This is a genomic window from Ruegeria sp. CK3 (genome assembly GCF_056536565.1).
On the sequence record NZ_JBQFPV010000001.1, the window covers coordinates 212,450 to 234,397 of the forward strand.

The 21,948-nt window shown below is 58.5% G+C and carries 23 protein-coding genes; 16 read left to right on the forward strand and 7 right to left on the reverse strand.

Annotation, left to right across the window (positions count from 1 at the left end; translation table 11 throughout):
- The first annotated feature begins 2 nt into the window (after positions 1-2).
- The 10 genes from rseP to ACR0C3_RS01135 all read left to right on the forward strand — a co-directional run bounded on the left by rseP (position 3) and on the right by ACR0C3_RS01135 (position 9,132).
- Positions 3-1,355, forward strand: coding sequence for an RIP metalloprotease RseP (rseP, locus tag ACR0C3_RS01090; RefSeq protein WP_170548594.1), 1,353 nt, complete (start codon positions 3-5; stop codon positions 1,353-1,355).
- Positions 1,356-1,435: 80 nt separating this feature from the next.
- Positions 1,436-1,564, forward strand: coding sequence for a hypothetical protein (locus ACR0C3_RS01095; RefSeq protein WP_419737989.1), 129 nt, complete (start codon positions 1,436-1,438; stop codon positions 1,562-1,564).
- Positions 1,565-1,732: 168 nt separating this feature from the next.
- Positions 1,733-4,051: an outer membrane protein assembly factor BamA gene (gene bamA, locus ACR0C3_RS01100; protein ID WP_480756727.1), complete on the forward strand. Its 2,319-nt coding sequence runs from the start codon at positions 1,733-1,735 to the stop codon at positions 4,049-4,051.
- 72 nt (positions 4,052-4,123) lie between these two features.
- A complete protein-coding gene (locus ACR0C3_RS01105; RefSeq protein WP_480756729.1) occupies positions 4,124-4,642 on the forward strand; it encodes an OmpH/Skp family outer membrane protein in 519 nt (172 codons plus the stop codon).
- 75 nt (positions 4,643-4,717) lie between these two features.
- Positions 4,718-5,191, forward strand: coding sequence for a 3-hydroxyacyl-ACP dehydratase FabZ (gene fabZ / locus ACR0C3_RS01110; protein WP_170373767.1), 474 nt, complete (start codon positions 4,718-4,720; stop codon positions 5,189-5,191).
- Entirely contained in the window at positions 5,188-5,973 is a 786-nt protein-coding gene (gene lpxA, locus ACR0C3_RS01115) for an acyl-ACP--UDP-N-acetylglucosamine O-acyltransferase (protein ID WP_170373766.1), read from the forward strand. The genes fabZ and lpxA overlap by 4 nt, the downstream gene beginning before the upstream one ends.
- Before the next feature lie 4 nt (positions 5,974-5,977).
- Positions 5,978-6,772 carry an LpxI family protein gene (locus ACR0C3_RS01120; RefSeq protein ID WP_480756731.1) on the forward strand — a complete coding sequence of 265 codons (795 nt, stop codon included), beginning with the start codon at positions 5,978-5,980 and terminating at the stop codon, positions 6,770-6,772.
- Positions 6,772-7,938: a lipid-A-disaccharide synthase gene (lpxB, locus tag ACR0C3_RS01125; protein ID WP_480756733.1), complete on the forward strand. Its 1,167-nt coding sequence runs from the start codon at positions 6,772-6,774 to the stop codon at positions 7,936-7,938. The genes ACR0C3_RS01120 and lpxB overlap by 1 nt, the downstream gene beginning before the upstream one ends.
- The gene (locus tag ACR0C3_RS01130) at positions 7,931-8,506 is read left to right on the forward strand and encodes a hypothetical protein (RefSeq protein WP_480756735.1); all 576 of its coding nucleotides are present in this window, start codon (positions 7,931-7,933) and stop codon (positions 8,504-8,506) included. The genes lpxB and ACR0C3_RS01130 overlap by 8 nt, the downstream gene beginning before the upstream one ends.
- 80 nt (positions 8,507-8,586) lie before the next feature.
- A complete protein-coding gene (locus tag ACR0C3_RS01135) occupies positions 8,587-9,132 on the forward strand; it encodes a carboxymuconolactone decarboxylase family protein (protein WP_480756737.1) in 546 nt (181 codons plus the stop codon).
- Here ACR0C3_RS01135 and mnmA read toward each other — a convergent pair.
- Positions 9,129-10,274 (reverse strand): tRNA 2-thiouridine(34) synthase MnmA, encoded by a 1,146-nt coding sequence (gene mnmA, locus ACR0C3_RS01140; RefSeq protein ID WP_480756739.1) that lies wholly within the window; start codon positions 10,272-10,274, stop codon positions 9,129-9,131. The two genes, ACR0C3_RS01135 and mnmA, sit on opposite strands and share 4 nt — an antisense overlap.
- A 128-nt stretch (positions 10,275-10,402) precedes the next feature.
- Between mnmA and sciP the strand changes: the two genes are divergently transcribed.
- From sciP to ACR0C3_RS01165, 5 genes are all read left to right on the forward strand, one after another.
- Entirely contained in the window at positions 10,403-10,696 is a 294-nt protein-coding gene (gene sciP, locus ACR0C3_RS01145; protein WP_480756741.1) for a CtrA inhibitor SciP, read from the forward strand.
- Positions 10,697-10,780: 84 nt separating this feature from the next.
- Complete coding sequence (gene ctrA / locus ACR0C3_RS01150) at positions 10,781-11,497, forward strand: response regulator transcription factor CtrA (RefSeq protein WP_480756743.1); 717 nt, start codon at positions 10,781-10,783, stop codon at positions 11,495-11,497.
- Between the two features lie 125 nt (positions 11,498-11,622).
- A complete protein-coding gene (ligA, locus tag ACR0C3_RS01155) occupies positions 11,623-13,875 on the forward strand; it encodes an NAD-dependent DNA ligase LigA (protein WP_480756745.1) in 2,253 nt (750 codons plus the stop codon).
- Positions 13,872-15,962, forward strand: coding sequence for an ATP-dependent DNA helicase RecG (recG, locus tag ACR0C3_RS01160; RefSeq protein ID WP_480756747.1), 2,091 nt, complete (start codon positions 13,872-13,874; stop codon positions 15,960-15,962). Before ligA ends, recG begins: the two co-directional genes overlap by 4 nt.
- Before the next feature lie 113 nt (positions 15,963-16,075).
- On the forward strand, positions 16,076-16,198 hold the full coding sequence (locus tag ACR0C3_RS01165; RefSeq protein ID WP_256439826.1) for a hypothetical protein: 123 nt from the start codon (positions 16,076-16,078) through the stop codon (positions 16,196-16,198).
- A 186-nt stretch (positions 16,199-16,384) separates the two neighbouring features.
- Here the strand turns inward: ACR0C3_RS01165 and ACR0C3_RS01170 are convergent, their stop codons facing one another.
- Together ACR0C3_RS01170 and ACR0C3_RS01175 are read right to left on the reverse strand one after the other, a co-directional pair.
- Positions 16,385-17,023 (reverse strand): MarC family protein, encoded by a 639-nt coding sequence (locus ACR0C3_RS01170; RefSeq protein ID WP_170458257.1) that lies wholly within the window; start codon positions 17,021-17,023, stop codon positions 16,385-16,387.
- Between the two features lie 59 nt (positions 17,024-17,082).
- Positions 17,083-17,535: an iron-sulfur cluster assembly scaffold protein gene (locus tag ACR0C3_RS01175; protein WP_170641649.1), complete on the reverse strand. Its 453-nt coding sequence runs from the start codon at positions 17,533-17,535 to the stop codon at positions 17,083-17,085.
- Between the two features lie 48 nt (positions 17,536-17,583).
- Here ACR0C3_RS01175 and hisI point away from each other — a divergent pair, with 48 nt between their 5' ends.
- Complete coding sequence (gene hisI / locus ACR0C3_RS01180; protein WP_480756749.1) at positions 17,584-17,973, forward strand: phosphoribosyl-AMP cyclohydrolase; 390 nt, start codon at positions 17,584-17,586, stop codon at positions 17,971-17,973.
- Positions 17,974-18,028: 55 nt separating this feature from the next.
- On the opposite strand, the gene gluQRS is transcribed toward hisI, so the two are convergent.
- The 4 genes from gluQRS to ACR0C3_RS01200 form a co-directional block, all read right to left on the reverse strand.
- Positions 18,029-18,898: a tRNA glutamyl-Q(34) synthetase GluQRS gene (gene gluQRS, locus ACR0C3_RS01185; RefSeq protein WP_480756751.1), complete on the reverse strand. Its 870-nt coding sequence runs from the start codon at positions 18,896-18,898 to the stop codon at positions 18,029-18,031.
- Positions 18,895-19,509 (reverse strand): class I SAM-dependent DNA methyltransferase, encoded by a 615-nt coding sequence (locus tag ACR0C3_RS01190; RefSeq protein WP_480756753.1) that lies wholly within the window; start codon positions 19,507-19,509, stop codon positions 18,895-18,897. The genes gluQRS and ACR0C3_RS01190 overlap by 4 nt, the downstream gene beginning before the upstream one ends.
- Positions 19,510-19,546: 37 nt before the next feature.
- Positions 19,547-20,887 carry a methylenetetrahydrofolate--tRNA-(uracil(54)-C(5))-methyltransferase (FADH(2)-oxidizing) TrmFO gene (gene trmFO, locus ACR0C3_RS01195; RefSeq protein WP_480756755.1) on the reverse strand — a complete coding sequence of 447 codons (1,341 nt, stop codon included), beginning with the start codon at positions 20,885-20,887 and terminating at the stop codon, positions 19,547-19,549.
- Between the two features lie 256 nt (positions 20,888-21,143).
- On the reverse strand, positions 21,144-21,929 hold the full coding sequence (locus ACR0C3_RS01200; RefSeq protein WP_480756756.1) for an enoyl-CoA hydratase: 786 nt from the start codon (positions 21,927-21,929) through the stop codon (positions 21,144-21,146).
- Positions 21,930-21,948: the final 19 nt, after the last annotated feature.

A 21,948-nucleotide genomic window follows, 5' to 3' on the forward strand; every position in this document is an offset into this window, starting at 1 on the left:
TTTTGGACGTACTTTCGCTGATCCCTCAGTTCGGAAATTTGCTCTGGACGATTGTGGCCTTTGTGATTGCCCTGTCCGCGATCGTCGCGGTTCACGAATACGGGCACTACATCGTTGGCCGCTGGTCCGGCATTCATGCCGAGGTGTTCTCGATTGGGTTCGGCCCAGTTCTGTGGAGCCGCGTGGATAAACGCGGCACGCGGTGGCAGATCGCGCTGTTGCCTTTCGGCGGCTATGTGAAGTTCCTTGGGGATGCCAATGCGGCCTCGGGTAAAGATGAAGAGGCGATGGATGACATCGCGCAGCAGCAGCCGGAATATCTGCGCCATACTATGCACGGCGCACCCCTGTGGGCGCGAACCGCCACTGTTGCGGCGGGGCCGGTGTTCAACTTCGTCATGTCCATTCTGGTCTTTGGCCTGATCTTCTGGTCTCAGGGTGTCACGCGTGAGCCGCTGACGGTTGGAGAACTGAAGCCGCTGCCGGGAACAGAGCAGGGGCTGCAGGAGGGCGATGAGATTCTGGCCATTGCTGGGATTGAAGTCCCTGATTTCGATGAAGAAGGCGCGTGGAGCGACTTCACCGACGCGCTGCCGGTCGAGCCGGTGCTGGACTATACGGTTCTGCGCGATGGCGAAACGTTGGATGTCTCAGCCCCTTGGCTGTTTCCGCCGCTGATTCAGCAGGTCACACCGCGCAGTGCGGCGTTTGATATCCAGCTGGAAGGGGGCGACGTCATTACTTCGGTCGATGGAGATCCGATCTTTGCCTTCGAGCAGCTGAAAGAACATGTCGAAGGCTCGGACGGTCGGGTGTTGTTGCTGAACGTCTGGCGTGACGGGGCCGAGCTTGAATTCGCGCTTGCTCCGCGTCGGACTGATGAACCGAAGCCAGATGGCGGTTTTGTCACCCATTGGCGGATCGGGATCGTCGGCGGCATGATGCTGCAACCCGCGACCGAGCCTGCGGGGCTTTGGGATTCGCTGGTTGGCGGCGTGGGTCAGACCGGGCGCATCATCGAAGGTTCTCTGTCCGGCATGTGGCACATGATTACCGGCGCGATCAGCACCTGTAACATCTCGGGTCCGATCGGAATCGCCGAGACCTCCGGCGCCATGGCCAGCCAGGGCGCGCAGAACTTCATCTTCTTCATCGCGGTGCTGTCAACGGCTGTGGGTCTGCTTAACCTGTTCCCGATCCCGGCCTTGGACGGAGGGCACCTCGTGTTCTACGCCTATGAGGCGGTCTCGGGAAAACCGCCCAGCGACAAAGCCCTTCGGATTTTGATGACCCTCGGGATTGCGGTCGTTCTCAGCCTCATGGTTTTCTCAGTCAGTAACGATCTGTTCTGCTGATTGTGGCGCAAGCGGCGCAATCGCGCCGCATTGATGCCTCATTTCGGAGGTAAAAAATAGCCGCTGAAAATGAGGCGGCCATGACCAAAGCTATTCAAAAATCCTATCAGAGTGTCAGCGTCCTGTTTGTTCTGAACTGGGATGTGCTTTTATGCTTTGGTCTGACGGCGCTGGCGCTTGCTGGCGGCGCGTATCTCGCCGGTCTCTGATTCCCCAAAACCCTATAAGAATGCGTGTCAGGTGACCTATCGTCGCCCCGATGGTTTTGGAGTTTTGACAAGCGCATTCAATCTCGTTACTCAGCATTAAGTCCTAAATTTTTGGGTAGAGAAAAAATGGCTGACGGGCGAGGCGCGGGTATATCCTGCGGAGGGCAGATGACAACAAACAAGATTTTGTGGCGCACACGATCATTTCTTTTTCTTACTGCGGCAGTGGGTTTACTGGCTTTGCCGCATGCAGCACAGGCGCAAAACTTTACCATCAACTCCTTCGAGGTTGAGGGGAACCGGCGCATCGAGACCGGCACAATCATCCAACGGACGGGAATCGAACCCGGGCAGACGGTTTCGGCCGGTCAGTTGAATGATGCGTATCAGCGTGTGCTTGACAGTGGTGTTTTTGAAACAGTCGAATTGACACCTCGTGGCACGACTCTGGTGATCGAGGTGCAGGAATACCCGACGATCAACCAGATCAGCATCGAAGGGAATCGCCGCGTCAAAGATGACCTTCTACTTGATGTGATCTCGTCCGAGCCGCGCCGTGTTTTCACTCCGCAGGCAGCCGAGGCGGACGCCGATCTGATTGCCGAAGTCTATTCCGCCCAAGGCCGGGTATCGGCAACTGTGATCCCGCGCGTCATCCGCCGAAACGACAACCGCGTCGATCTGGTGTTTGAAGTTGCAGAAGGCACCACGATTGAGGTTGAACGCGTCAGCTTCGTCGGCAACCGTGCCTTCTCGGACCGCCGTTTGCGTCGCGTGCTTGAGACCAAACAGGCGACCTTCCTGCGGACGTTCTTCCGCAACGATACGTTCATCGGGGACAGGATCGAATTCGACAAACAGGTCATTCGGGATTTCTACCTGTCACGTGGTTATGTCGATTTCCGTGTGAACAGTGCCAATGTTGAATTCACCCGCGAGCGGGATGCTTTTTTCCTGGTCATGAACATCACTGAAGGGCAGAAGTTCTCGTTCGGCAAAATCACGACCGTAAGCGAGATCCCGGGTGTGGATCCGTCGATCTATCAGGATGCTCTGAAGATCAAGCCGGGCGTGACCTATTCGCCGACCCTGATCGAGAACTCGATTGCGCGTCAGGAACGGCTGGGTGTGAAGCAGGGTGTGGATTTCCTGCGGGTCGAACCGCGCGTCACACGCAACCCGCGTGATCTGACGCTGGATGTGGAATTCGTCCTCAGCCGTGGGCCACGGATTTTCGTGGAACGCATTGATATCGAGGGCAACACAACAACGCTGGACCGGGTGATCCGTCGTCAGTTCGACACGGTGGAAGGCGATCCGTTCAACCCACGTGAAATCCGTCAGGCGGCTGAGCGGATCAACGCACTAGGCTTCTTTGCCAACGCCGAGGTCGAGCCGCGCGAAGGATCATCGCCCAGCCAGGTGATCCTGGATGTGGATGTCGAGGAACAGCCTACTGGCTCGCTGAGCCTTGGTGGTAGCTACTCGGTCTCGGATGGTTTCGGTGTCGCCATCGGCCTGAATGAATCGAACTTTCTGGGCCGGGGCCAGAACCTGGGTCTGACGATCTCGACAGCTCAAGACTCAGAGCAATACTCGCTGAGCTTTACTGAGCCGTACCTTTTGGGCCGCAAACTGCGTTTTGACCTGGGTCTTGGTGTCGCGACGACAAACTCTAGCTTTGCCAGCTATGATACGGATCGGTTGTTCTTTAACCCACAGCTGACCTATGCGATCGGCGAACTGTCGGCCCTGCGTGTGCGCTATGGCTGGGAACGCTCGGAAATGACCCAGCAGGACAACGAGACGAACGGTGCGGTCATCACGTCGGAGATCGCACAGGGTGAGCGGGTCAACAGCAGCTTTGGCCTGACCTATGTCTATGACAGCCGTATCGGCGGCCTGAACCCGAATGCGGGTGTGCTGTTCGAACTTGGCTTCGATGCAGCCGGTCTGGGTGGCGATAACAAGTACTTCAAGACCACGGCGCGCACGATCGCGCAAACCCGTGTATGGAACGAAGAGGTCGTTCTGCGCGCGACACTTGAGGCCGGTGCGCTTCACTGGTCGGGGAATGACTTCAGCCGTACCATCGACCGTTTCGTTCTGGGTCCAAACACCTTCCGTGGGTTTGAGCCTGCCGGTCTTGGCCCGCGTGATCTATCCAACGGGCAGGACGACGCCATCGGTGGCAACTACTACTGGGTGGCGCGGTTCGAAAGCGACTTCCCATTGGGACTGCCGGAAGAACTGGGTCTGCGGGGCGGTTTATTCTACGACGTTGGCAACCTTTACAACATCAATGACGTAAACACCGCAGGTGCAAATATTGTGGGTGCGGATGGCTCCATTCGTCACGTCATCGGTGTGTCGGTTCTGTGGGAAACTCCGTTCGGCCCGCTGCGCTTCAACTTCTCGAAAGCGTTGAAGAAAGAAGACTTCGACAAGGAACAGAATTTCGACCTGACCGTTCAGGCTCGGTTCTGATCCGGCATGCGGTTGCGAATATCTAGACGCGCATGGGGCCCGGTTCGGGCCCTTTGCCTTTTGCTGGGCCTTGTGCTTGCGTCCCAAACAGCGGCGCAGCAATTGGGCGTGCGAGATCCGCTGGTCCTGACCATCTCAAGCGACCGGTTGTTTGCGGATTCGGCGTTCGGCCAGCGCGTGCTGCGCGAAATCGAATCCGAGGGTGCGCAGCTTGCGGAAGAGAATGAGCGGATCGTCGCGGAACTCAGCAGCGAAGAGAAAGACTTGACGCAGAAACGGGCCGAGTTGGCCCCAGAGGATTTCCGCCCTCTTGCGCAGGCCTTCGACGACAAGGTGCAATCGCATCGCGAAGGCCAGCGCGCCAAACTGGACGCTTTGGCCCGACGTAGCGAAGAAAGCCGCCAAACGTTTTATGCCTTGGCGCAGCCTGTTCTGATCGAACTTATGCGCGAGACGGGGGCCGCTGTGGTGCTGGAACGCGCAAATGTATTCCTTAGCGCCGACACCTCCGACATCACGGATGATGCGATTGCCCGCATCAATGCCGCAATTGGCGATGGAACCGGCCTGCAGGACGGCACAGGCGAATAGGTTCGCTTGCCCTCAGGGGCGGGTATTGCTAACCACGCGGAAACTGACACATCCAAATAACGGGACGAGTGAACGATGACGACGGAAACCAAAAGCGCCGACATTCAGCTGATTCAGCGGATATTGCCGCATCGCTATCCGTTTCTGCTGGTCGACAAGGTGGTCGACATCGACGGCTATCAATCGGCCCGTGGCATCAAGAATGTCACCATGAACGAGCCTCATTTCCAAGGCCACTTCCCCGGAACACCGATAATGCCGGGCGTGACCATTGTTGAGGCGATGGCGCAGACCTCGGGCGTGATGCTGGGTGTTGGCATGGATGTCATTGATACCGAGCTGCTGATCTATTTCATGAGCATCGACAAATGCAAATTCCGCCGCAAGGTGGTGCCGGGTGACGTGCTTGAGATGCATGTCGAAACCCTGCGCGGCAAGAAGGGCGGCAAGCTGTTTAAATTCAATGGACGCGCGACCGTTGATGGTGAAGTCGCAGCCGAAGCCGAATTCTCGGCCTATGTCGACTGGGACATGGAAAAAACAACATGAGCGGCATTCACCCAAGCGCAATCATCGAAGACGGTGCGCAGATCGGTCAGGACTGCGTGATTGGTCCGTTCTGCTACGTGGGTCCTCAGGTCAAACTGGGCGATCGGGTCGAGCTGAAGACGCATGTGGTCGTCACAGGTGATACTACGGTTGGCGACGATACTGTGATCTTCAATTTCTCGGTGATCGGTGAGATTCCGCAGGATCTGAAATTCGGCGGCGAGAATACGCGGCTTGAGATCGGCCAACGCAACCGCATCCGCGAGCATGTGACCATCAACACCGGCACCGAAGGCGGTGGCGGGGTGACCCGGATCGGCGACGATTGCCTGTTCATGGCCGGAGTTCACGTGGCCCATGACGTTCAGATCGGCAACCGTGTGATCATGGTGAACCACGCGGGCGCGGCGGGGCATTGTATCGTCGAAGATGACGTAATCGTTGGCGGAATCTCGGGCCTGCACCAATGGGTCCGCGTCGGTCGCGGCGCTATCATAGGCGCGCTGACCATGGTGCCCAACGACGTCATCCCTTACGGTCTGGTGCAAGCGCCACGCGGCGAGTTGGACGGGCTGAACCTTGTTGGCCTGAAACGTCGCGGTGTATCGCGTGAGGATATCTCGGCTCTGCGGGCTGCGTTCAAGGAACTGTCCGGCGGCGAGGGGACTTTTCAGGAACGCGCCCATCGCGCAGGCAAGGACACCGACAGCGAATATGTTCAACGCATTGTCGAGTTCGTCACCGGTCAATCAGATCGCTCGTTCCTGACGCCGAGGAAATAACCAAATGCTGGCTTTGATCGCAGGAACGGGTGTTCTGCCGGACGCTGTTGTGGACGCTCTGCCAGACCGTCCGTTGGTCTGCGCGATGGAGGGGTTCGAACCTGAGAGCCTGACTGTAGACGTCGTTTTCCGTCTGGAGCAGCTCGGCAGCTTTCTCGCAGATCTCAAGGTGCGCGGCGTGACGCAGATCTGCATGGCGGGTGCGGTGCAGCGGCCAAAGGTCGATCCCACGCGGATTGATGCCGCAACGATGCCTTTGGTGCCGATCATTCAAAAGGCGATGATGTCGGGTGATGATGGCGCTTTGCGCGCTGTGATCGGTATCTTTGAGGATGCGGGCCTGGCCGTCAAAGCCGCGCATGAGATCGCACCTGACCTGCTGCCTCCGCTGGGATGTCTGACCGAGGCGCATCCGTCCGAGGCCGATCTGGGAGATGCGGATCGTGCCGCAGGTATTCTGCGCGCAATGGGCAGCGCAGATATTGGTCAGGCCTGTGCCGTCTCCAAAGGGCAGGCTCTGGCGGTTGAGAGCATTTTTGGCACTGCGTGGATGTTGCAATCGTTGACCCAGCGGCCTGATGCGGGCGGCGGGGTTCTGTTCAAAGGCCCAAAACCCGATCAGGATCGCCGTGTTGATCTGCCTGCAATCGGTCCGGAGACCGTCACTGATGCGGTGGCCGCCGGTCTGACGGGCATCGTCATCGAAAAAGGTGGCGTCATGGTACTGCGACGCGATCACGTGGTCGCCGAGTGCAACCGCCTTGGCCTGTTCCTCTACGTGCGCGAGCGGGCCGTCTGATGCGCGTTTTTCTGGTCGCCGGAGAACCTTCGGGCGACCGGCTGGGCGGCGCTTTGATGGAGGGTCTAAAGGCGCTGGTCCCTGACGTCGCGTTTGACGGGGTAGGCGGGCCGTTGATGCAGGCGCAGGGTCTGAACAGCCGCTTTCCCATGTCCGAACTCAGCGTCATGGGCCTGGTTGAGGTGCTGCCCAAGTTCTTCCACCTCAAACGCCGGATTGCCGAGACTGCGCAGGCTGTGTTGGACACCCAACCAGATGTTCTGATCACCATCGACAGTCCGGATTTCTCGTTGCGTGTGGCCAAACTGGTCAAGGCGAGCAGCGAAATTCGCACTGTTCACTATGTCGCCCCCAGCGTCTGGGCCTGGCGCCCGGGTCGAGCGGACAAGATGGCGAAGGTGATCGATCACGTTCTTGCGCTGCTTCCTTTCGAGCCGCCCTACATGGAGCGCGCGGGGATGGAGTGCGATTTTGTCGGCCACCCGGTCGCAAGCGAACCGCAGGCGACGGAGGCGGATATCAAGGCCTTCCGTGATGCCTACGATCTGGGGGATGCCCCGCTAATACTGGCCCTGCCGGGGTCGCGCCGGGGCGAGGTCGACCGGCTTGCACCTGTCTTTGGCGAGACACTCTCGCTCTACCTGAAAACCCGCCCGGAAACGCGGGTTATTGTGCCAGCGGTGGCCCATATGGTCGACACGGTGACGGATCATCTGCACAGCTGGCCCGGATCACCTGTGGTGGTTGACCCACGTGATCTGCCCTCGGATCAGGCGGTGAAGCAAAAGCGGGCGGCTTTTGCGGCGGCGGATCTGGCCTTGGCCGCGTCAGGGACTGTGTCACTGGAGTTGGCGGCGCAGGCCACGCCGATGGTGATTGCATATAACCTCAACTGGCTGACAACTCTGATTGCCAAGCGGATGGTGCATCTGGACACGGTGACTCTGGTCAATCTGGTCTCAGACACGCGGACAGTGCCAGAGTGTCTGCTGGACGATTGCCAGCCCGACCAGATCGCCGAAGCCCTGACAAAGGTCGCCGCGAACCCGGAAGCGCAACGTGAGGCCATGGCGCTCACGATGGATCTTCTGGGCCGCGGCGGCGAAGCGCCTGGGCTTCGCGCGGCGAAGGCCGTTTTAGCCCGGATGACCAAAGCTGATGCTTGAGTATCTGCTCTTTTCGGTCTCGGCTGGGGTTGTGATGGTGTCGACCAATCTCGACAATCTGGCCGTGTTGTTGGGGCTGATGCTGGTGATGGATCACCGCCGCTCGCTTATGGGGTTTGCCGTTGCGCATGGGCTTGTCCTGTGCCTGTCATTGGCCGTCGCGACAGGTTTAAGCCAGAGCGGACTGCCGGAGTGGATCGGGTATCTTGGGATCGTTCCGCTAGCGCTTGGTCTGCGCGGTATCTGGCACCAGATTTCAGGCGTTGAGCAGACAGACGACACCCCAAAGGGCGCTGTGACCTCAGTCGTGACACTGTTTCTCAGCCTGTCGGTCGATACATTCGCCGTGATGACCCCCTTGCTGGCCGATTCTAGTCCCTCATACCGGCTGGCGGCTCTGATTGGCGCGGGTTGTGCCTCCGCAAGTTTGGCAGCCGTTGCTGCCTGGGGTGCGCCTCATGCGCAGAAACTGGGTCCACGCGTCACTCGGCTAGAGAAGATCGCGCCCTATATCATGGTCTGCGTCGGTCTCTACATTCTGCTGAACTCGCCGACCGATATACTCTAATCTGTGTCGCTGTTGTGAATGAAGCAGCGTTGCAGTTGGACCTGCAGCTTGCGATATCCTGCGGCAGAAGGAGAGCCTAGATGACCCGTATTCCCGCCTTGACCGACGATGACATGACACCGGCCGCGCGAGCCGCGCATGCGGAATTGGGCGCATATGGGCCGTTCGAAAATTGGGCGCGGGTGGCGGCGCATTGCCCGCCGATTCTGGAACATGTCAGCGGGATGCTCACCACGCTGCGCGCACAGGCGACCCTTCCGCGCCGCGCGTTGGAGCTGGCGATGGTTACGGTATCCAAGCTGAACGCCTGTGACTATTGCGTGTCGCATCACACGCCCTTGCTGACCGTTGCGGGTCTCAGCGCAGAAGGCGTGGCGCGGCTGCCGGAGGTCGAGGATCACCCCGAGCTGGACGCTTGTGACAGGGCGGTGGTCCGCTATGCCGAAGCAGTGACCACCCGATCAGGCAGGATGCGCGACGCGGAGATCTCGGACCTGAAAGAGTGGTTTACTGACGCGCAGATCGTTGAACTGACATGGCGCATTGCCCTTTGCGGGGCGTTCAACCGGTTCAACGACGCCCTTCAGATCCAGATCGAACCCGAGGTCACGCCGGTCTCGGCCTAGTAGCCGCGCCAAATCCAGCCGCCGCCAAAAATGCGACTGCTGTTTGGGTCGTAGAACACGCAGGCCTGACCGGGCGAAATGCCTTCCTCGGGTGTCAGCAATTCAACTTCGGCTGTAGTTTCAGACAATGATCGAATGATCGCCTCGCGCGGGGGGCGGGTCGAGCGGACTTTGACCGAAACATGCCATTCGTCGCGTGACGTGAAGGGTTCATCGCCTAGCCAGTTGATCTCGCGCACGGGAACAGTTCGCGTGGCCAGCATCTCTTTCGGGCCGACGACGACCTGCTTCTTGTCGACATCGAGTTTCACCACATAAAGCGGCTCGCTCAGGCCTCCGATACCCAGCCCGCGGCGCTGTCCGATCGTGTAGTGGATCACGCCGTTATGCTTTGCCAGCACACGGCCATCGGCATGGACGATCTCACCGGGTTCAGCAGCACCGGGGCGCAGCTTTTCGATGACGCTGGCATAGTTGCCGTTGGGCACGAAACAGATGTCCTGACTGTCGGGCTTGTCCGCAACGGCCAGCCCGTATTGCGCCGCCATTTCGCGGGTCGCATCCTTCGAGGGCAGGTGGCCCAGAGGGAAGCGCAGGAAATCCAGTTGCTCGGGCGTGGTCGAGAACAGGAAGTAGGACTGATCGCGGTTCGCATCCTCGGCGCTGTGCAGCTCGGGCCCGTTCGGTCCCATCTTGCGCTGAATATAGTGGCCGGTCGCCATGCAGTCGGCTTCCAGGTCTTTCGCGGTTTCCAACAGGTCCTTGAACTTCACCCGTTCATTACAGCGAATACAGGGCACCGGGGTCGCGCCCGCCAGATAGCTGTCGGCGAATTCCTCAATCACCGCGTCCTTGAAGATGTTCTCATAGTCCAGAACGTAATGCGGAAACCCACGCTCTTCGGCCACGCGCCGTGCGTCATGGATGTCGATCCCGGCACAGCACGCGCCTTTCTTGGCCAGCGCCGCGCCGTGGTCGTACAGTTGCAGCGTCACGCCCACCACGTCATAGCCCTGATCCGCCAGATACGCAGCCACGACCGAGCTGTCGACGCCGCCCGACATAGCAACCACCACCCGCGTTTCCGAGGGCGGTTTGGCAAAGCCAAGCGAATTGAGTTGGGTCTCGGCGGCGAGGGCCATGGCGATTCCAGTCCGGGTTAAGAAAGACCGGCAGAATATAAGAAAATTCTAGACACTCTCAAGGGGCGGTTTCACGCAGCATTAAGTAGGCTGGTGTCAACTTTGTCGCAGCAGAAAAGGGTTGAGAGATGTATTTGCACAAAGTTGAAGGTCCGCGGTCTGTAACCCTTCCGGATGGCACGATTTTGTCGCGGGCCGATCTGCCGCCGCCAGACACGCGGCGTTGGGTGGCGTCGCGCAAGATCCTGGTCGTGCGCGGGGTGTTGTATGGCCTGATCACCTTGTCCGAGGCCAAGAAACGCTACGGCATCAGCGATGAGGAATTCAACATCTGGGTCTCTGCCGTGGCAGAGCATGGCGTTGATGCACTGAAAGTTACCGCACTAAAAAAATATCGACAACCTAAAGGCGAAAGTGAATAAGTGATTCAACGGTAACGCAAGATTAACCATTCTTGTTCAGGTTTATTTTTAATTGGAAGTTTTGACCCGAATTGGAGCAGTGAAATGAGAATACTTCTTGTCGAGGATGATCCGACCACGTCCAAAAGCATTGAATTGATGCTGACGCATGCCAACCTGAATGTGTATGCGACGGACCTTGGGGAAGAAGGGATCGACCTGGCGAAACTCTATGATTACGATCTCATTCTCTTGGACCTGAACCTGCCGGATATGAACGGCCATGAGGTTTTGCGCCAACTGCGTATCGCTCGGGTGGAAACGCCGATTTTGATCCTGTCCGGCGCTGATGATACCGAAAGCAAAATTAAGGGCTTCGGGTTTGGGGCAGACGATTATCTGACCAAACCGTTCCACCGCGAGGAACTGGTGGCCCGTATCCACGCCATCATTCGACGCTCTAAAGGCCATTCGCAATCAGTGATTCATACCGGTCGGGTGGCGGTCAATCTGGATGCGAAAACCGTCGAGGTTGATGGTCAGACGGTGCATCTGACCGGCAAGGAATACCAGATGCTCGAACTGTTGAGCCTGCGAAGGGGCACAACCCTTACGAAAGAGATGTTCCTCAACCACCTCTATGGCGGCATGGACGAACCTGAATTGAAGATCATCGACGTGTTTATTTGCAAGCTGCGCAAGAAGCTCAGCAACGCAACGGGCGGTGACAACTACATCGAAACCGTATGGGGGCGCGGCTACGTGTTGCGGGACCCGCAAAGCAACTCGCTTGATGAGACGCGGATGGCAGTCAACGCCTGACGTCCGAAGACACTTGCCACCCATGGTCCAGAGGGTGGCATTTCCACTCACGGCTCAGCACGTCTGGACCTAGCCATGACCTCGCCCTATCACTGAGGTCCAGAATAAAGTGACAGGGCGAGGCCATGAGCAATTCCATCTCGATAGCAGACCTGACAGAGGATGAGGCACGCGCCGAACTCGCGCACCTTGCAGACCTGCTGTTGCGGGCCAACAGGCTGTATCACGGGGAAGACGCGCCCGAGATTTCGGATGCCGAATACGATGCGCTAAAACGGCGAAATGTCGAAATAGAAGAGAAGTTTCCGCATCTAAAACGCTCTGACAGTCCAAGTGATCAGGTGGGCGCGCGGCCAGCGGACGGGTTCTCCAAGGTCACGCATGCACAGCGCATGATGTCATTGGGCAATGCGTTTGATGATGAGGATGTTGCGGATTTCGACCGCTCGATTCGCAAGTATCTCGGGCTGCCTGCAGATGCGCCTTTGACCTATACGGCTGAGCCCAAGATCGATGGGCTGTCATTGTCCCTGCGGTATGAGCAGGGGAAACTGGTCCAAGCCGCCACACGGGGCGATGGAGAAGTGGGAGAGAATGTGACGGCGAATGCCAGAACGATCTCGGATATCCCACATACAATCGAAGGCGCCCCAGATATTCTGGAGGTGCGCGGTGAGGTCTACATGTCTCACGCAGATTTCGAAACGCTCAACGAACGTCAGGCTGAGGCTGGCGGCAAACCCTTTGCCAACCCCAGAAATGCTGCTGCCGGTTCGTTGCGACAGCTGGATGCCGAAATCACCCGCGCGCGACCGCTGAAGTTCTTTGCCTACGCGTGGGGAGAGCTGTCGGCCCCTCTGGCGGAGACGCAAGATGGGGCGATTGAGCGACTGAAAAGCTATGGGTTCTCGACCAATCAGCTGACGCGTTTGTGCCAGACAACTCAGGAGATGTTGGCGCATTACCGGTCGATCGAAGAACAGCGCGCGACGCTGGGTTATGATATCGACGGAGTGGTCTACAAAGTGGATGACCTCGGCCTGCAAGCCCGTCTCGGGTTTCGATCGACGACACCCAGATGGGCCATCGCGCATAAATTCCCTGCCGAACTGGCCTGGACCCGGCTTGAAGCGATTGACATTCAGGTCGGTCGCACCGGCGCGCTCAGCCCTGTTGCACGTTTGCATCCGGTCACGGTTGGCGGAGTTGTCGTGTCGAATGCAACGCTGCACAACGAAGACTACATTGCGGGGCGCGACGCCAAGGGTGGCACCATCCGGGATGGCAAGGACATCCGAGAGGGGGATTGGGTACAGGTCTACCGCGCCGGGGATGTGATCCCCAAGATCGCGGATGTCGACCTTTCGAAACGGCCCGAAGATGCGGTTCCTTATGAATTCCCGCATAGGTGTGGGAAATGTGGAAGTGCGGCGGTGCGCGAAGAAGGTGACGCGGTGCGGCGCTGTACGGGCGGTATGATCTGCCCTGCGCAAGCTGTTGAGAAGTTGAAACATTTCGTGTCTCGCAAGGCATTCGATATCGAAGGCTTGGGCGCAAAACAGATCGAGATGTTCTATGAAGACCCGGTCCTGCCGATCAAAACGCCTGCTGATATTTTCGATCTGCAAGACCGGGACTCAAGCGCTCTGTCTCGTTTGAAAAATCGCGAAGGATGGGGGGACACCTCGGCCAGCAATCTGTTTGCGGCCATTGATGAGAAGCGGACCATTCCCTTTGCTCGCTTGCTGTTTGGCCTTGGCATCCGCCATGTAGGTGAGGTCGTCGCACGAGATCTTGCGCTGCACTACCGCGACTGGGAGGCAATGTCCCAAGCGGTCGATACCGCGAGACCGGCGGCGCTTGCGTATCGCGCCGCGGATCAAGCGGAGGAGGCTGAACGGTTGGCCGCTGCCTCTGACGGGCGTCGGGCGCGGATCAAGGAAAGCCGCACCGCCGCCATCGCGGAATTGTCCGTGCCCGAGGAGGCCTCGGCCGCGTGGACGGATCTGATTGCGGTTGACGGGATCGGCGCGACGGTTGGTTTGGCTCTGTCCGACGCCTTCGCCAATGTAGAGGAGCGACAGGCCTTTGATGCGCTCAAGGCGCATTTGACCGTTGTGCCACCTGATGCGCCAGCCTCAGAAAGCCCTGTGGCGGGCAAGACCGTGGTTTTCACCGGCACGCTGGAAAAGATGACACGCGCCGAAGCCAAGGCTCGGGCCGAGGCGTTGGGGGCCAAAGTCTCTGGGTCGGTCAGTAAGAAAACCGATATTTTGGTTGCGGGGCCGGGCGCTGGTTCGAAGGCCAAAAAGGCGGCAGAGCTGGGGATCGAAACCCTAGATGAGGATGGCTGGTTGCAGCTGATTGAAGGCGCATGAGCGGACGACCAGAGTCCTTGTTTCCCCTGTTTGCTGGGGTCGAAACCTTGGAGGGCGTCGGCCCGAAGACCGCTCAGGCGATGGCGCAGGCCGGGATGGAAAGCCCGCGAGACGTTCTATTTGGCTTGCCCTATGCCGTGATTGATCGACGCAGGCGTGACACGATCCAAGGGGTTGATCTGCCGTCGACTTTGACGGTTGAGGTGACGGTCGGCCCGCATCGCCCATCTCGGAACAAGGGCGGTGCGTATCGGGTCCATGTCGAGGACAGTCAGGCCGATTTCCAATTGGTGTTCTTTCACGCGCGTGGCGACTACCTGAAGAAAGTCCTGCCGGAAGGATCGCGCCGTGTGATCTCGGGCAAGTTGGAGCTGTTCGACGGCATGGCGCAGATGGTGCATCCCGATCATATGCTGCCCGTAGATCAAGCCTCGGAAATACCGGAGTTTGAGCCGGTCTATCATCTGACGCAGGGGATCACGCAGAAGACCATGTTCAAGGCCGTCCGCAGCGCTTTGACGCGCGCACCGGTCTTGGCCGAATGGGCTGATCCGGCGCAGATCAGCAGTCAAAACTGGCCCTCATGGCACGCGGCAATTCAGGCCGCACACAACCCTCAAGGCGCGGATGACGTAGCTTCATTCGCCCCGGCGCGCGAGCGTTTGGCCTATGATGAGCTGCTGGCGCATCAGTTGACGCTGGCTCTGGCGCGGCAACGGGAACGCAAAGCACGCGGGATTGTCAGTGTTGGCTCGGGCAAGTTGCAATCGAAGGTTCTGGCGAGCCTGCCTTATCGGCCAACTGGTGCGCAGACACGGGCGATAGATGAAATCGTGGGCGATATGGCCTCGGAATCGCGCATGAACCGGTTGCTTCAGGGTGACGTGGGCGCAGGCAAAACGCTGGTGGCGTTCATGGCTCTGCTGGTCGCGGTGGAGGCCGGGGGGCAGGGGGTCATGATGGCTCCGACCGAGATTCTGGCACGCCAGCATCTTGAGGGGTTGCGTCCCTTGGCGGAAGAGGCCGGCGTTGTGTTGGAAATCCTGACCGGACGCGACAAGGGGGCAGAGCGGCGGGCTAAGCTTGCCGCTTTGGAGGCTGGCGATATCCAGATACTTGTGGGCACCCATGCGGTGTTCCAAAATGATGTGGCGTTCAAGGCCTTGCGTCTGGCGATTGTCGACGAACAGCATCGCTTTGGCGTGCGCCAGCGGATGGAGCTGTCGGAAAAAGGGCAGGGTGCTGATGTTTTGGTCATGACGGCCACGCCGATCCCGCGCAGTCTAGCCCTGGCGCAATATGGCGATATGGATGTCTCGGTTCTGGATGAAAAGCCGCCGGGGCGAAAACCGATCAAGACCGCGATTGTCAGCACAGGGCGGATGGAAGAAGTCGTCGCCCATCTGCGCCGCGCCATTGAGGAAGGGCGGCAGTGTTACTGGGTCTGTCCGCTTGTCGATGAGTCCGAGGTGTCCGACCTAACGGCGGCGGAAGAGCGGTTCAAGCGCCTGCGCGCTATCTTGGGAGAGGGCACCGTTGGTCTGGTCCACGGTCAAATGCCGCCTGCCGAAAAAGATGCCGCCATGACCGCGTTCCAGACAGGTGGAACCAAGGTTCTGGTAGCGACGACCGTGATCGAGGTGGGCGTGAACGTCCCCAATGCCTCGATCATGGTGATCGAACGGGCTGAGATTTTCGGTCTGGCTCAACTGCACCAATTACGCGGACGCGTTGGCCGAGGGGATGCGGATTCGACCTGTTTGCTGATGTATCAGGCGCCTCTCAGTGAGGGTGGCCGCAAACGGTTGGAGGTTCTGCGTGAGACCGAGGACGGCTTTCGCATTTCTGAGACTGACCTACAGATGCGTGGTGCGGGCGATCTGATTGGCACGGCCCAGTCGGGCCTGCCCAAGTTTCGCATTGCGGATCTGGAACGGCAGGCCGGATTGATGGCCGTTGCCCAAACTGATGCACGAGCCTTGCTGAATACCGATCCCAAATTGACCACAGATAGAGGCAAAGCTGCGCGTGTTCTGCTTTGGCTGATGAAACAGGATCAAGCGATCCGTTTGATTTCAGTGGGTTAGTAACGAAGTATACATAAAGTTCGCAAATGTTCTCAAAAAGTTCTTTACCGACTCGGGGAAATATGAGAACAAAAGGTCAACAAAGGATTAAATCCCTGACTCGGAGGTGACCCATGCTGACCCAGATCAAGACCGTAATCACGCGCTCGCACTCGACCATCCTGCAGGATGCTGCGGGTGTTGCGTCTCTGGTCGTTATGCTGATGGTGGCTCTTCACCTTCCGGTTGGTTTCTAACCCTTTTTGCCTGCGATCTCGTGCCGAATTGCCCGCGCTTGTCATCCCCAGTGAATTCAAGGGTGACCTGCCTGTCCCAAACCCCTTGAGGGGCCATGCCTCGGCCCCGCGCGGTATCCCGGACCCCACGCGAGAAACGCATTGCCTGCCGCCGCCCTTCCCGCCCGGAAGGAGCGGCGGTTTTTTTTATAGCTGGCCGGTTTTGATGATCTCCAACATGGCCGAGAGAACGGAGTTCACAGCGACCGAGGCCAGGATCATCCCCATCACACGGCTGATGATTGCCGCGCCGGAATGGCCGATCAGGCGAATGATCGGCTCCGCCAAAAGCATTAGAACAAAGGCGATAAGCACGACCGACAACATGACCAGCGCAGTAATCCCCTGGTCGGCAGCGCTGTAGCGGTGGTTGTCGGTCAGGATCACGATCGCCAGCATCGCACCGGGTGAGGCCAGGGATGGTACAGCAAGAGGGAAGATCGCTGGGTTGTGCTTATGGACCTTATCTTCCTTGTCGTCTTCGGCGGCGCGTTGTTCGATCTCCTGCTTGCTTTCGCCAAAGATCATTGTCAGCGCGAACAGGAACAGGATGATCCCTCCGGCGACTTGGAACGAGTTCAACCCGATATCTAACGCCTCGATCAGCAATTGTCCAAAGACGAGGAAGAACAGCAGCACGCCAGCACTGATCAACGACGCGAGCATCGCCGTTTTGCGCCGTGCAGCGGCTTCGAGGCCTGCAGTGACCGCGATGAAAACAGGAATTGTGCCGATCGGGTCAATGACAACCCACAACGTCACGAAGTGTTCGAGCAGGTTGTTCAAGCCCATTCCTCCACCGAAGTTTGGGTGAAATTAAACAGGTTTAGGCCAAAACACCAAGCTTAGGCGCAGTTCGACTGTTCGGCCTGTTCCATTGCCTCGGCCGTTGCCTCAAGCGCCAGCATGATCGAGGCATGGCGGTTTTTATATTCACGGGCGGGTATCAGAACCTCAAGCCCGTCAAACGGGGCATCCGGGGCAGGGCCGTCCTTTTTCAGCATGGCCTTCAGCTGATCTCGGGCGGTTTCAACTTGCGCACGCGTGGCACCAACCACCGCGTCGCCAACTACCGAAGCGGCCGCTTGACCGAGGGCGCAGGCTTTGACGTCTTGTCCGAAATCGCTGACGCGCCCATCTTTCATCGTCACGTCGACAGTTACGGTCGACCCGCAAAGGGGCGAGCGTTTCTTGACCGTCGCATCGGGTTGATCCAGCCGATCCAGATGCGGGATATCAGCCGCCAGCGCCAGAATGCGCCCGGAGTACAGCTTTATCAGGTCGTTCTCGCCGCTCATGGCTTTCCCTCGTTCCGTGTTCCCCATACATAGTGGTCAGTCCTCGGGATGCAAAAGGTTTTTGTCATGTCTGACATAGTCACGTTCGATCCATCTGATCTGAAATATAACGAAGCCGGGTTGATCCCCGCAATTGCGCAGGATCACGCCTCGGGTGAGGTGTTGATGATGGCCTGGATGAACCAGCAAGCGGTTGAGCGCACGTTGGAGACGCGGCGCGTAACCTACTGGTCGCGCTCGCGCCAGGCGTTCTGGATTAAGGGCGAGACGTCCGGGCATATTCAGGAACTGGTCGATTTCCGCTTTGATTGCGACCGGGATTGCATCTTGGTCGTGATCCGTCAGACCGGCGCGGCGTGTCACACCAACCGCCGGACGTGCTTCTACACGTCCGTGCGCGACGGTGAAGAAGTCGAGTTGATGAAACCGATCGAGTGAGTGGCGCAGATGTCGCTACCTTCGGTTTGAGTATTTTTGAAACGACAAAGCGGGGTCAAAGGCCGACCATGGCGCGGATGTCCTGAGGGGTTGCGCCTTCGACCCTGTATTTTGCGATGGCGCGAGCGTCGTCTCGTTTGGCGAGGCGTTTGCCGTTCGGGTCGCGGATCAAGCGGTGATGCAAGTATTCGGGCGTGGGTAGGCCCAGCAGAGCCTGCAGGAGGATGTGGATACGCGTTGCCTCAAACAGGTCCCGACCGCGAATGACGTGGGTGATCCCCTGCGCCGCATCGTCGAGGACGACAGACAGATGGTAAGAGGTGCCCATACCTCGGCGGGAAAGGACAACGTCACCAATCGTTGTTTCCAAATCGGCCTTGTCGAAGGAAATCCGTCCGGTTTCCCCATTTGGTCCAGTGCCTAGCTCGAGAAAACTGCTCTGATGTGACAGAACGGATTGTGCCGCCATAGCCATATCAAGTCTCAGCGGTGTGTCTTTAGGTCGTTCTTTTCTGTTTCGGCTGGCTTTGTGCCGACAGGTACCGGGGTAGATGATCCCATCGGGCCCGTGCAGAGGTGCCCCTTCCTGAGGGGCGCTGGCCGCCGCGGCGATATCCTTGCGATTGCAGGTGCAGGGGTACAAAAGACCTTTCGACCACAGGGTATCGAGGGCCTGTTCATAGATTTGGATGCGCTCGGATTGCCTCAGGACGGGAGTCGGCCAGCGGAGGCCCAGCCAATCGAGATCTGCATAAATCTGATCTTCCCACTGCGGACGCGCGCGGGATTGGTCGATATCCTCGATCCGCAGCAGGAATGTGCCGCCTTCTGAGGCAGCCATGTCACTGGCCAGCATCGCCGAATAGGCGTGACCAAGATGCAAGGGGCCTGTTGGAGAAGGCGCGAAGCGGGTCGTAAAAGTCACGTCTTTTCGAGTACGTACACGTCAGATTTCATGTTCATTCCGGGCAGATGAGGCCCGTATTCCTTAAACAACAGGCGCGCGGCCCCCATGTCCAGCCAGTCGTTCAGGCGTGAGGTGTAAGAGTAGTCCGCAAGTGCATGATCATTATAAGAGAATGCCAATAGACCACCCTTGGGCAGCGCATGCATGAGGAGGTCCAGAGTTTCAGGTGGTGCTGCTCCGGCACCGATCACTCCGATGGCTGAAATGGTTGAGTAAGCGCCGTGTTCAATGGGTTCGGAATCAGAGATGTCAAAGCCGATCAGCGATCGATAGACGTTTTTGGCTTTGGCCTCCTCAAGCATATTGGGCGTGGGGTCCATTCCGTCGATCACTTCAAACCCGACTGAGCGCAGCGCAACACCGGACAACCCCGTTCCACAGCCATAGTCGAGAATGGGCGTTTGTGCCTCAGGCCTCTTGGACCACAGCGCTTTGGCAACTCGACCCGGGGTGGCATATCCCTGTTCCGCCACAGAATCCTCATAGGTTGCGGCCCATTTCTGGTAATGCGCTTGGGTGTCCTGCGGAGATTTCGATCCGTATGTGTCCTTGAAAAACTTGTCACTCATAACCGCATGTTAAGCCGTTGGATCGTCTATCGTCCAGTCAGCTTTGCGCGAGCCACTCCGTCCATTCAGCCTTGGCGCGGTCGGTATAGGCTTTGTAGCGGTCTTTGCGTCCCCGGCGGCCACCTTTCAGGCCATCTACAGGGCGGAACAGGCCGAAATTGACGTTCATGGGCTGGAACGTCTTGGCCTCCGCGCCGCCGGTGATGTGATGGATCAATGCGCCCATGGCGCTGTCCTGCGGTACCTCGGGCAGGGCGCGGCCGAGAATTTCAGCTGCCGCCAGTCGACCTGCCAAAAGCCCCATAGCCGCGCTTTCGACATAGCCTTCGACACCGGTGATCTGACCCGCGAAGCGGATATTGGGCTTTGATTTCAACCGCATCTGCGCGTCCAGCAGGGTCGGAGAGTTGATGAACGTATTGCGGTGTATCCCGCCAAGGCGTGCGAAACTGGCGTTCTCCAGACCGGGGATCATGCGGAACACCTCGGTCTGGGCGCCATATTTCATTTTGGTTTGGAACCCCACGATGTTGAACAGCGTGCCAAGAGCGTTGTCGCGGCGCAGCTGCACAACGGCATGAGGCTTTACGTCCGGCTGATGGGGGTTGGTCAAGCCGACGGGCTTCATCGGCCCGTGGCGCAGGGTCTCGCGACCCCGTTCAGACATCACTTCGATCGGCAGGCAGCCATCAAAGTAGCCGGCGGTTTCGCCTTCGTGGAACTCGGTTTTATCGGCGGCCAGAAGGGCGTCGATGAAAGCCTCGTACTGATCGCGATCCATGGGGCAGTTCAGATAGGCGGTGCGCTCTTCCTCGGTCTCGCCTTTGTCGTAGCGGGATTGCATCCAGGCTTTGCTCATGTCGATGCTGTCGGCATAGACAATCGGCGCGATGGCATCAAAGAACGCCAGCGCGTCTGAACCGGTTTCGGCTTGAATGGCTTCACCCAGCTTGGCCGAGGTCAGGGGACCGGTGGCAACGATCCACTGACCGTCGTCGGGAAGAGTGGTAACCTCTTCATCCGTCACCGTGATCCGGGGATGCGCGCGCAGTTTATCCGTGACCGCCTCGGCAAACGGGTCGCGGTCGACGGCCAGCGCCCCACCTGCGGGCAAGCGGTGGGCATCAGCCGTCGTCATGATCAAGCCATTTGCGGCGCGCATCTCCCAATGCAGCAGGCCCACGGCGTTTTGCTCATCATCGTCCGAGCGGAACGAGTTGGAACACACCATCTCGGCCAGATTGCCGGTCTGGTGCGCAAAGGTAGCCACTGTGGGGCGCATTTCGTGGATCACAACATCCACGCCCATTTCCGCCGCCTGCCATGCGGCCTCGGACCCGGCCATGCCGCCGCCCACGATATGCAATGCTTGTGTCATGCGCAGCCACATAGGGCAGAGCCCAAGCAGGCGCAACTGAGCAACTGTCAAATGCTTCAGATTTTAGGGGGGTCTTGGGGTCGCCGCTGCGGGAATGTCAACGCCAGTGAGAGAAACCAGCTTGGAGGGACCTTCCGCCCACGGCGACCCAAAAGTGCAGCTGAGGCCTTAGCCTCGTCCCAGCATTGCCACAGTGTTGCCCTTTTGAAAAGTGCAAAAATGATGACAGTAGTGAAAAATGTTCGGAATAATTGTCTTATTGAGACCAATTCGGGGGGCGTTTTTCGATAAACGCGGAAATGCCTTCTTCGGTATCGCGATGCAGCATATTCTGCACCATTACCTCTCCGGTATAGGCATAGGCTTGATCCAGCGGCATCTGAAGCTGTTGATAAAACGCCTCTTTTCCGATTTTGACGGCGACGCCCAGCTTGCCTGCGATCTGTTCGGCCAATGCGAGGGTTTGGTCGTTGAGTTGAGATTCAGGGACAACCCGATTGATCAACCCCAGTTCCTGTGCGCGTTCGGCTGAGAGGAAACCTCCGGTGGTCAGCATCTCAAATGCCTGCTTTCTGGGGATATTGCGGCTGAGTGCGACCATGGGGGTTGAGCAGAACAGGCCGATATTCACTCCGTTCACCCCAAAGCGCGTGCCTTCGGCGGCGACGGCTAGATCACAGGTGGCGACCAATTGACAACCCGCAGCTGTCGCAATGCCATGGACCTGCGCAATAACGGGTTGGGGCAGGGACTGAATCGACATCATCATTTGCGCACAACGGTTAAAGAGGTCCTGGAAATAGGCCTTGCCGCCATCCTCGGACTGACGACCTGCCGTCATCTGTTTCAGATCATGCCCGGCGCAGAAGGCCTTGCCTTCGCCGGACAGGACAACGGCCCGGATTGAGCGGTCCTCGCGCAGCGCATCGAACTCGGCCTGCAACGCGGCCAGCATCTCGTCGCTCAGCGCGTTCAGCCTTTCAGGTGCGTTCATGTGCAGCCGCGCGATGGCACCTGTGTCGTTACGTTCCAAAATTGCCATCTTGCCCTCCCGCTGGCTG

Bases quoted from the DNA above. Each gene is read 5' to 3' on its own strand.
- ACR0C3_RS01095 (WP_419737989.1), top strand. From the start codon at position 1,436: ATGACCAAAGCTATTCAAAAATCCTATCAGAGTGTCAGCGTCCTGTTT.
- bamA (WP_480756727.1), top strand. From the start codon at position 1,733: ATGACAACAAACAAGATTTTGTGGCGCACACGATCATTTCTTTTTCTT.
- fabZ (WP_170373767.1), top strand. From the start codon at position 4,718: ATGACGACGGAAACCAAAAGCGCCGACATTCAGCTGATTCAGCGGATA.
- lpxA (WP_170373766.1), top strand. From the start codon at position 5,188: ATGAGCGGCATTCACCCAAGCGCAATCATCGAAGACGGTGCGCAGATC.
- ACR0C3_RS01120 (WP_480756731.1), top strand. From the start codon at position 5,978: ATGCTGGCTTTGATCGCAGGAACGGGTGTTCTGCCGGACGCTGTTGTG.
- lpxB (WP_480756733.1), top strand. From the start codon at position 6,772: ATGCGCGTTTTTCTGGTCGCCGGAGAACCTTCGGGCGACCGGCTGGGC.
- ACR0C3_RS01130 (WP_480756735.1), top strand. From the start codon at position 7,931: ATGCTTGAGTATCTGCTCTTTTCGGTCTCGGCTGGGGTTGTGATGGTG.
- ACR0C3_RS01135 (WP_480756737.1), top strand. From the start codon at position 8,587: ATGACCCGTATTCCCGCCTTGACCGACGATGACATGACACCGGCCGCG.
- mnmA (WP_480756739.1), bottom strand. From the start codon at position 10,274: ATGGCCCTCGCCGCCGAGACCCAACTCAATTCGCTTGGCTTTGCCAAA.
- sciP (WP_480756741.1), top strand. From the start codon at position 10,403: ATGTATTTGCACAAAGTTGAAGGTCCGCGGTCTGTAACCCTTCCGGAT.
- ctrA (WP_480756743.1), top strand. From the start codon at position 10,781: ATGAGAATACTTCTTGTCGAGGATGATCCGACCACGTCCAAAAGCATT.
- ligA (WP_480756745.1), top strand. From the start codon at position 11,623: ATGAGCAATTCCATCTCGATAGCAGACCTGACAGAGGATGAGGCACGC.
- recG (WP_480756747.1), top strand. From the start codon at position 13,872: ATGAGCGGACGACCAGAGTCCTTGTTTCCCCTGTTTGCTGGGGTCGAA.
- ACR0C3_RS01165 (WP_256439826.1), top strand. From the start codon at position 16,076: ATGCTGACCCAGATCAAGACCGTAATCACGCGCTCGCACTCGACCATC.
- ACR0C3_RS01175 (WP_170641649.1), bottom strand. From the start codon at position 17,535: ATGAGCGGCGAGAACGACCTGATAAAGCTGTACTCCGGGCGCATTCTG.
- hisI (WP_480756749.1), top strand. From the start codon at position 17,584: ATGCAAAAGGTTTTTGTCATGTCTGACATAGTCACGTTCGATCCATCT.
- ACR0C3_RS01190 (WP_480756753.1), bottom strand. From the start codon at position 19,509: ATGAGTGACAAGTTTTTCAAGGACACATACGGATCGAAATCTCCGCAG.
- trmFO (WP_480756755.1), bottom strand. From the start codon at position 20,887: ATGACACAAGCATTGCATATCGTGGGCGGCGGCATGGCCGGGTCCGAG.
- ACR0C3_RS01200 (WP_480756756.1), bottom strand. From the start codon at position 21,929: ATGGCAATTTTGGAACGTAACGACACAGGTGCCATCGCGCGGCTGCAC.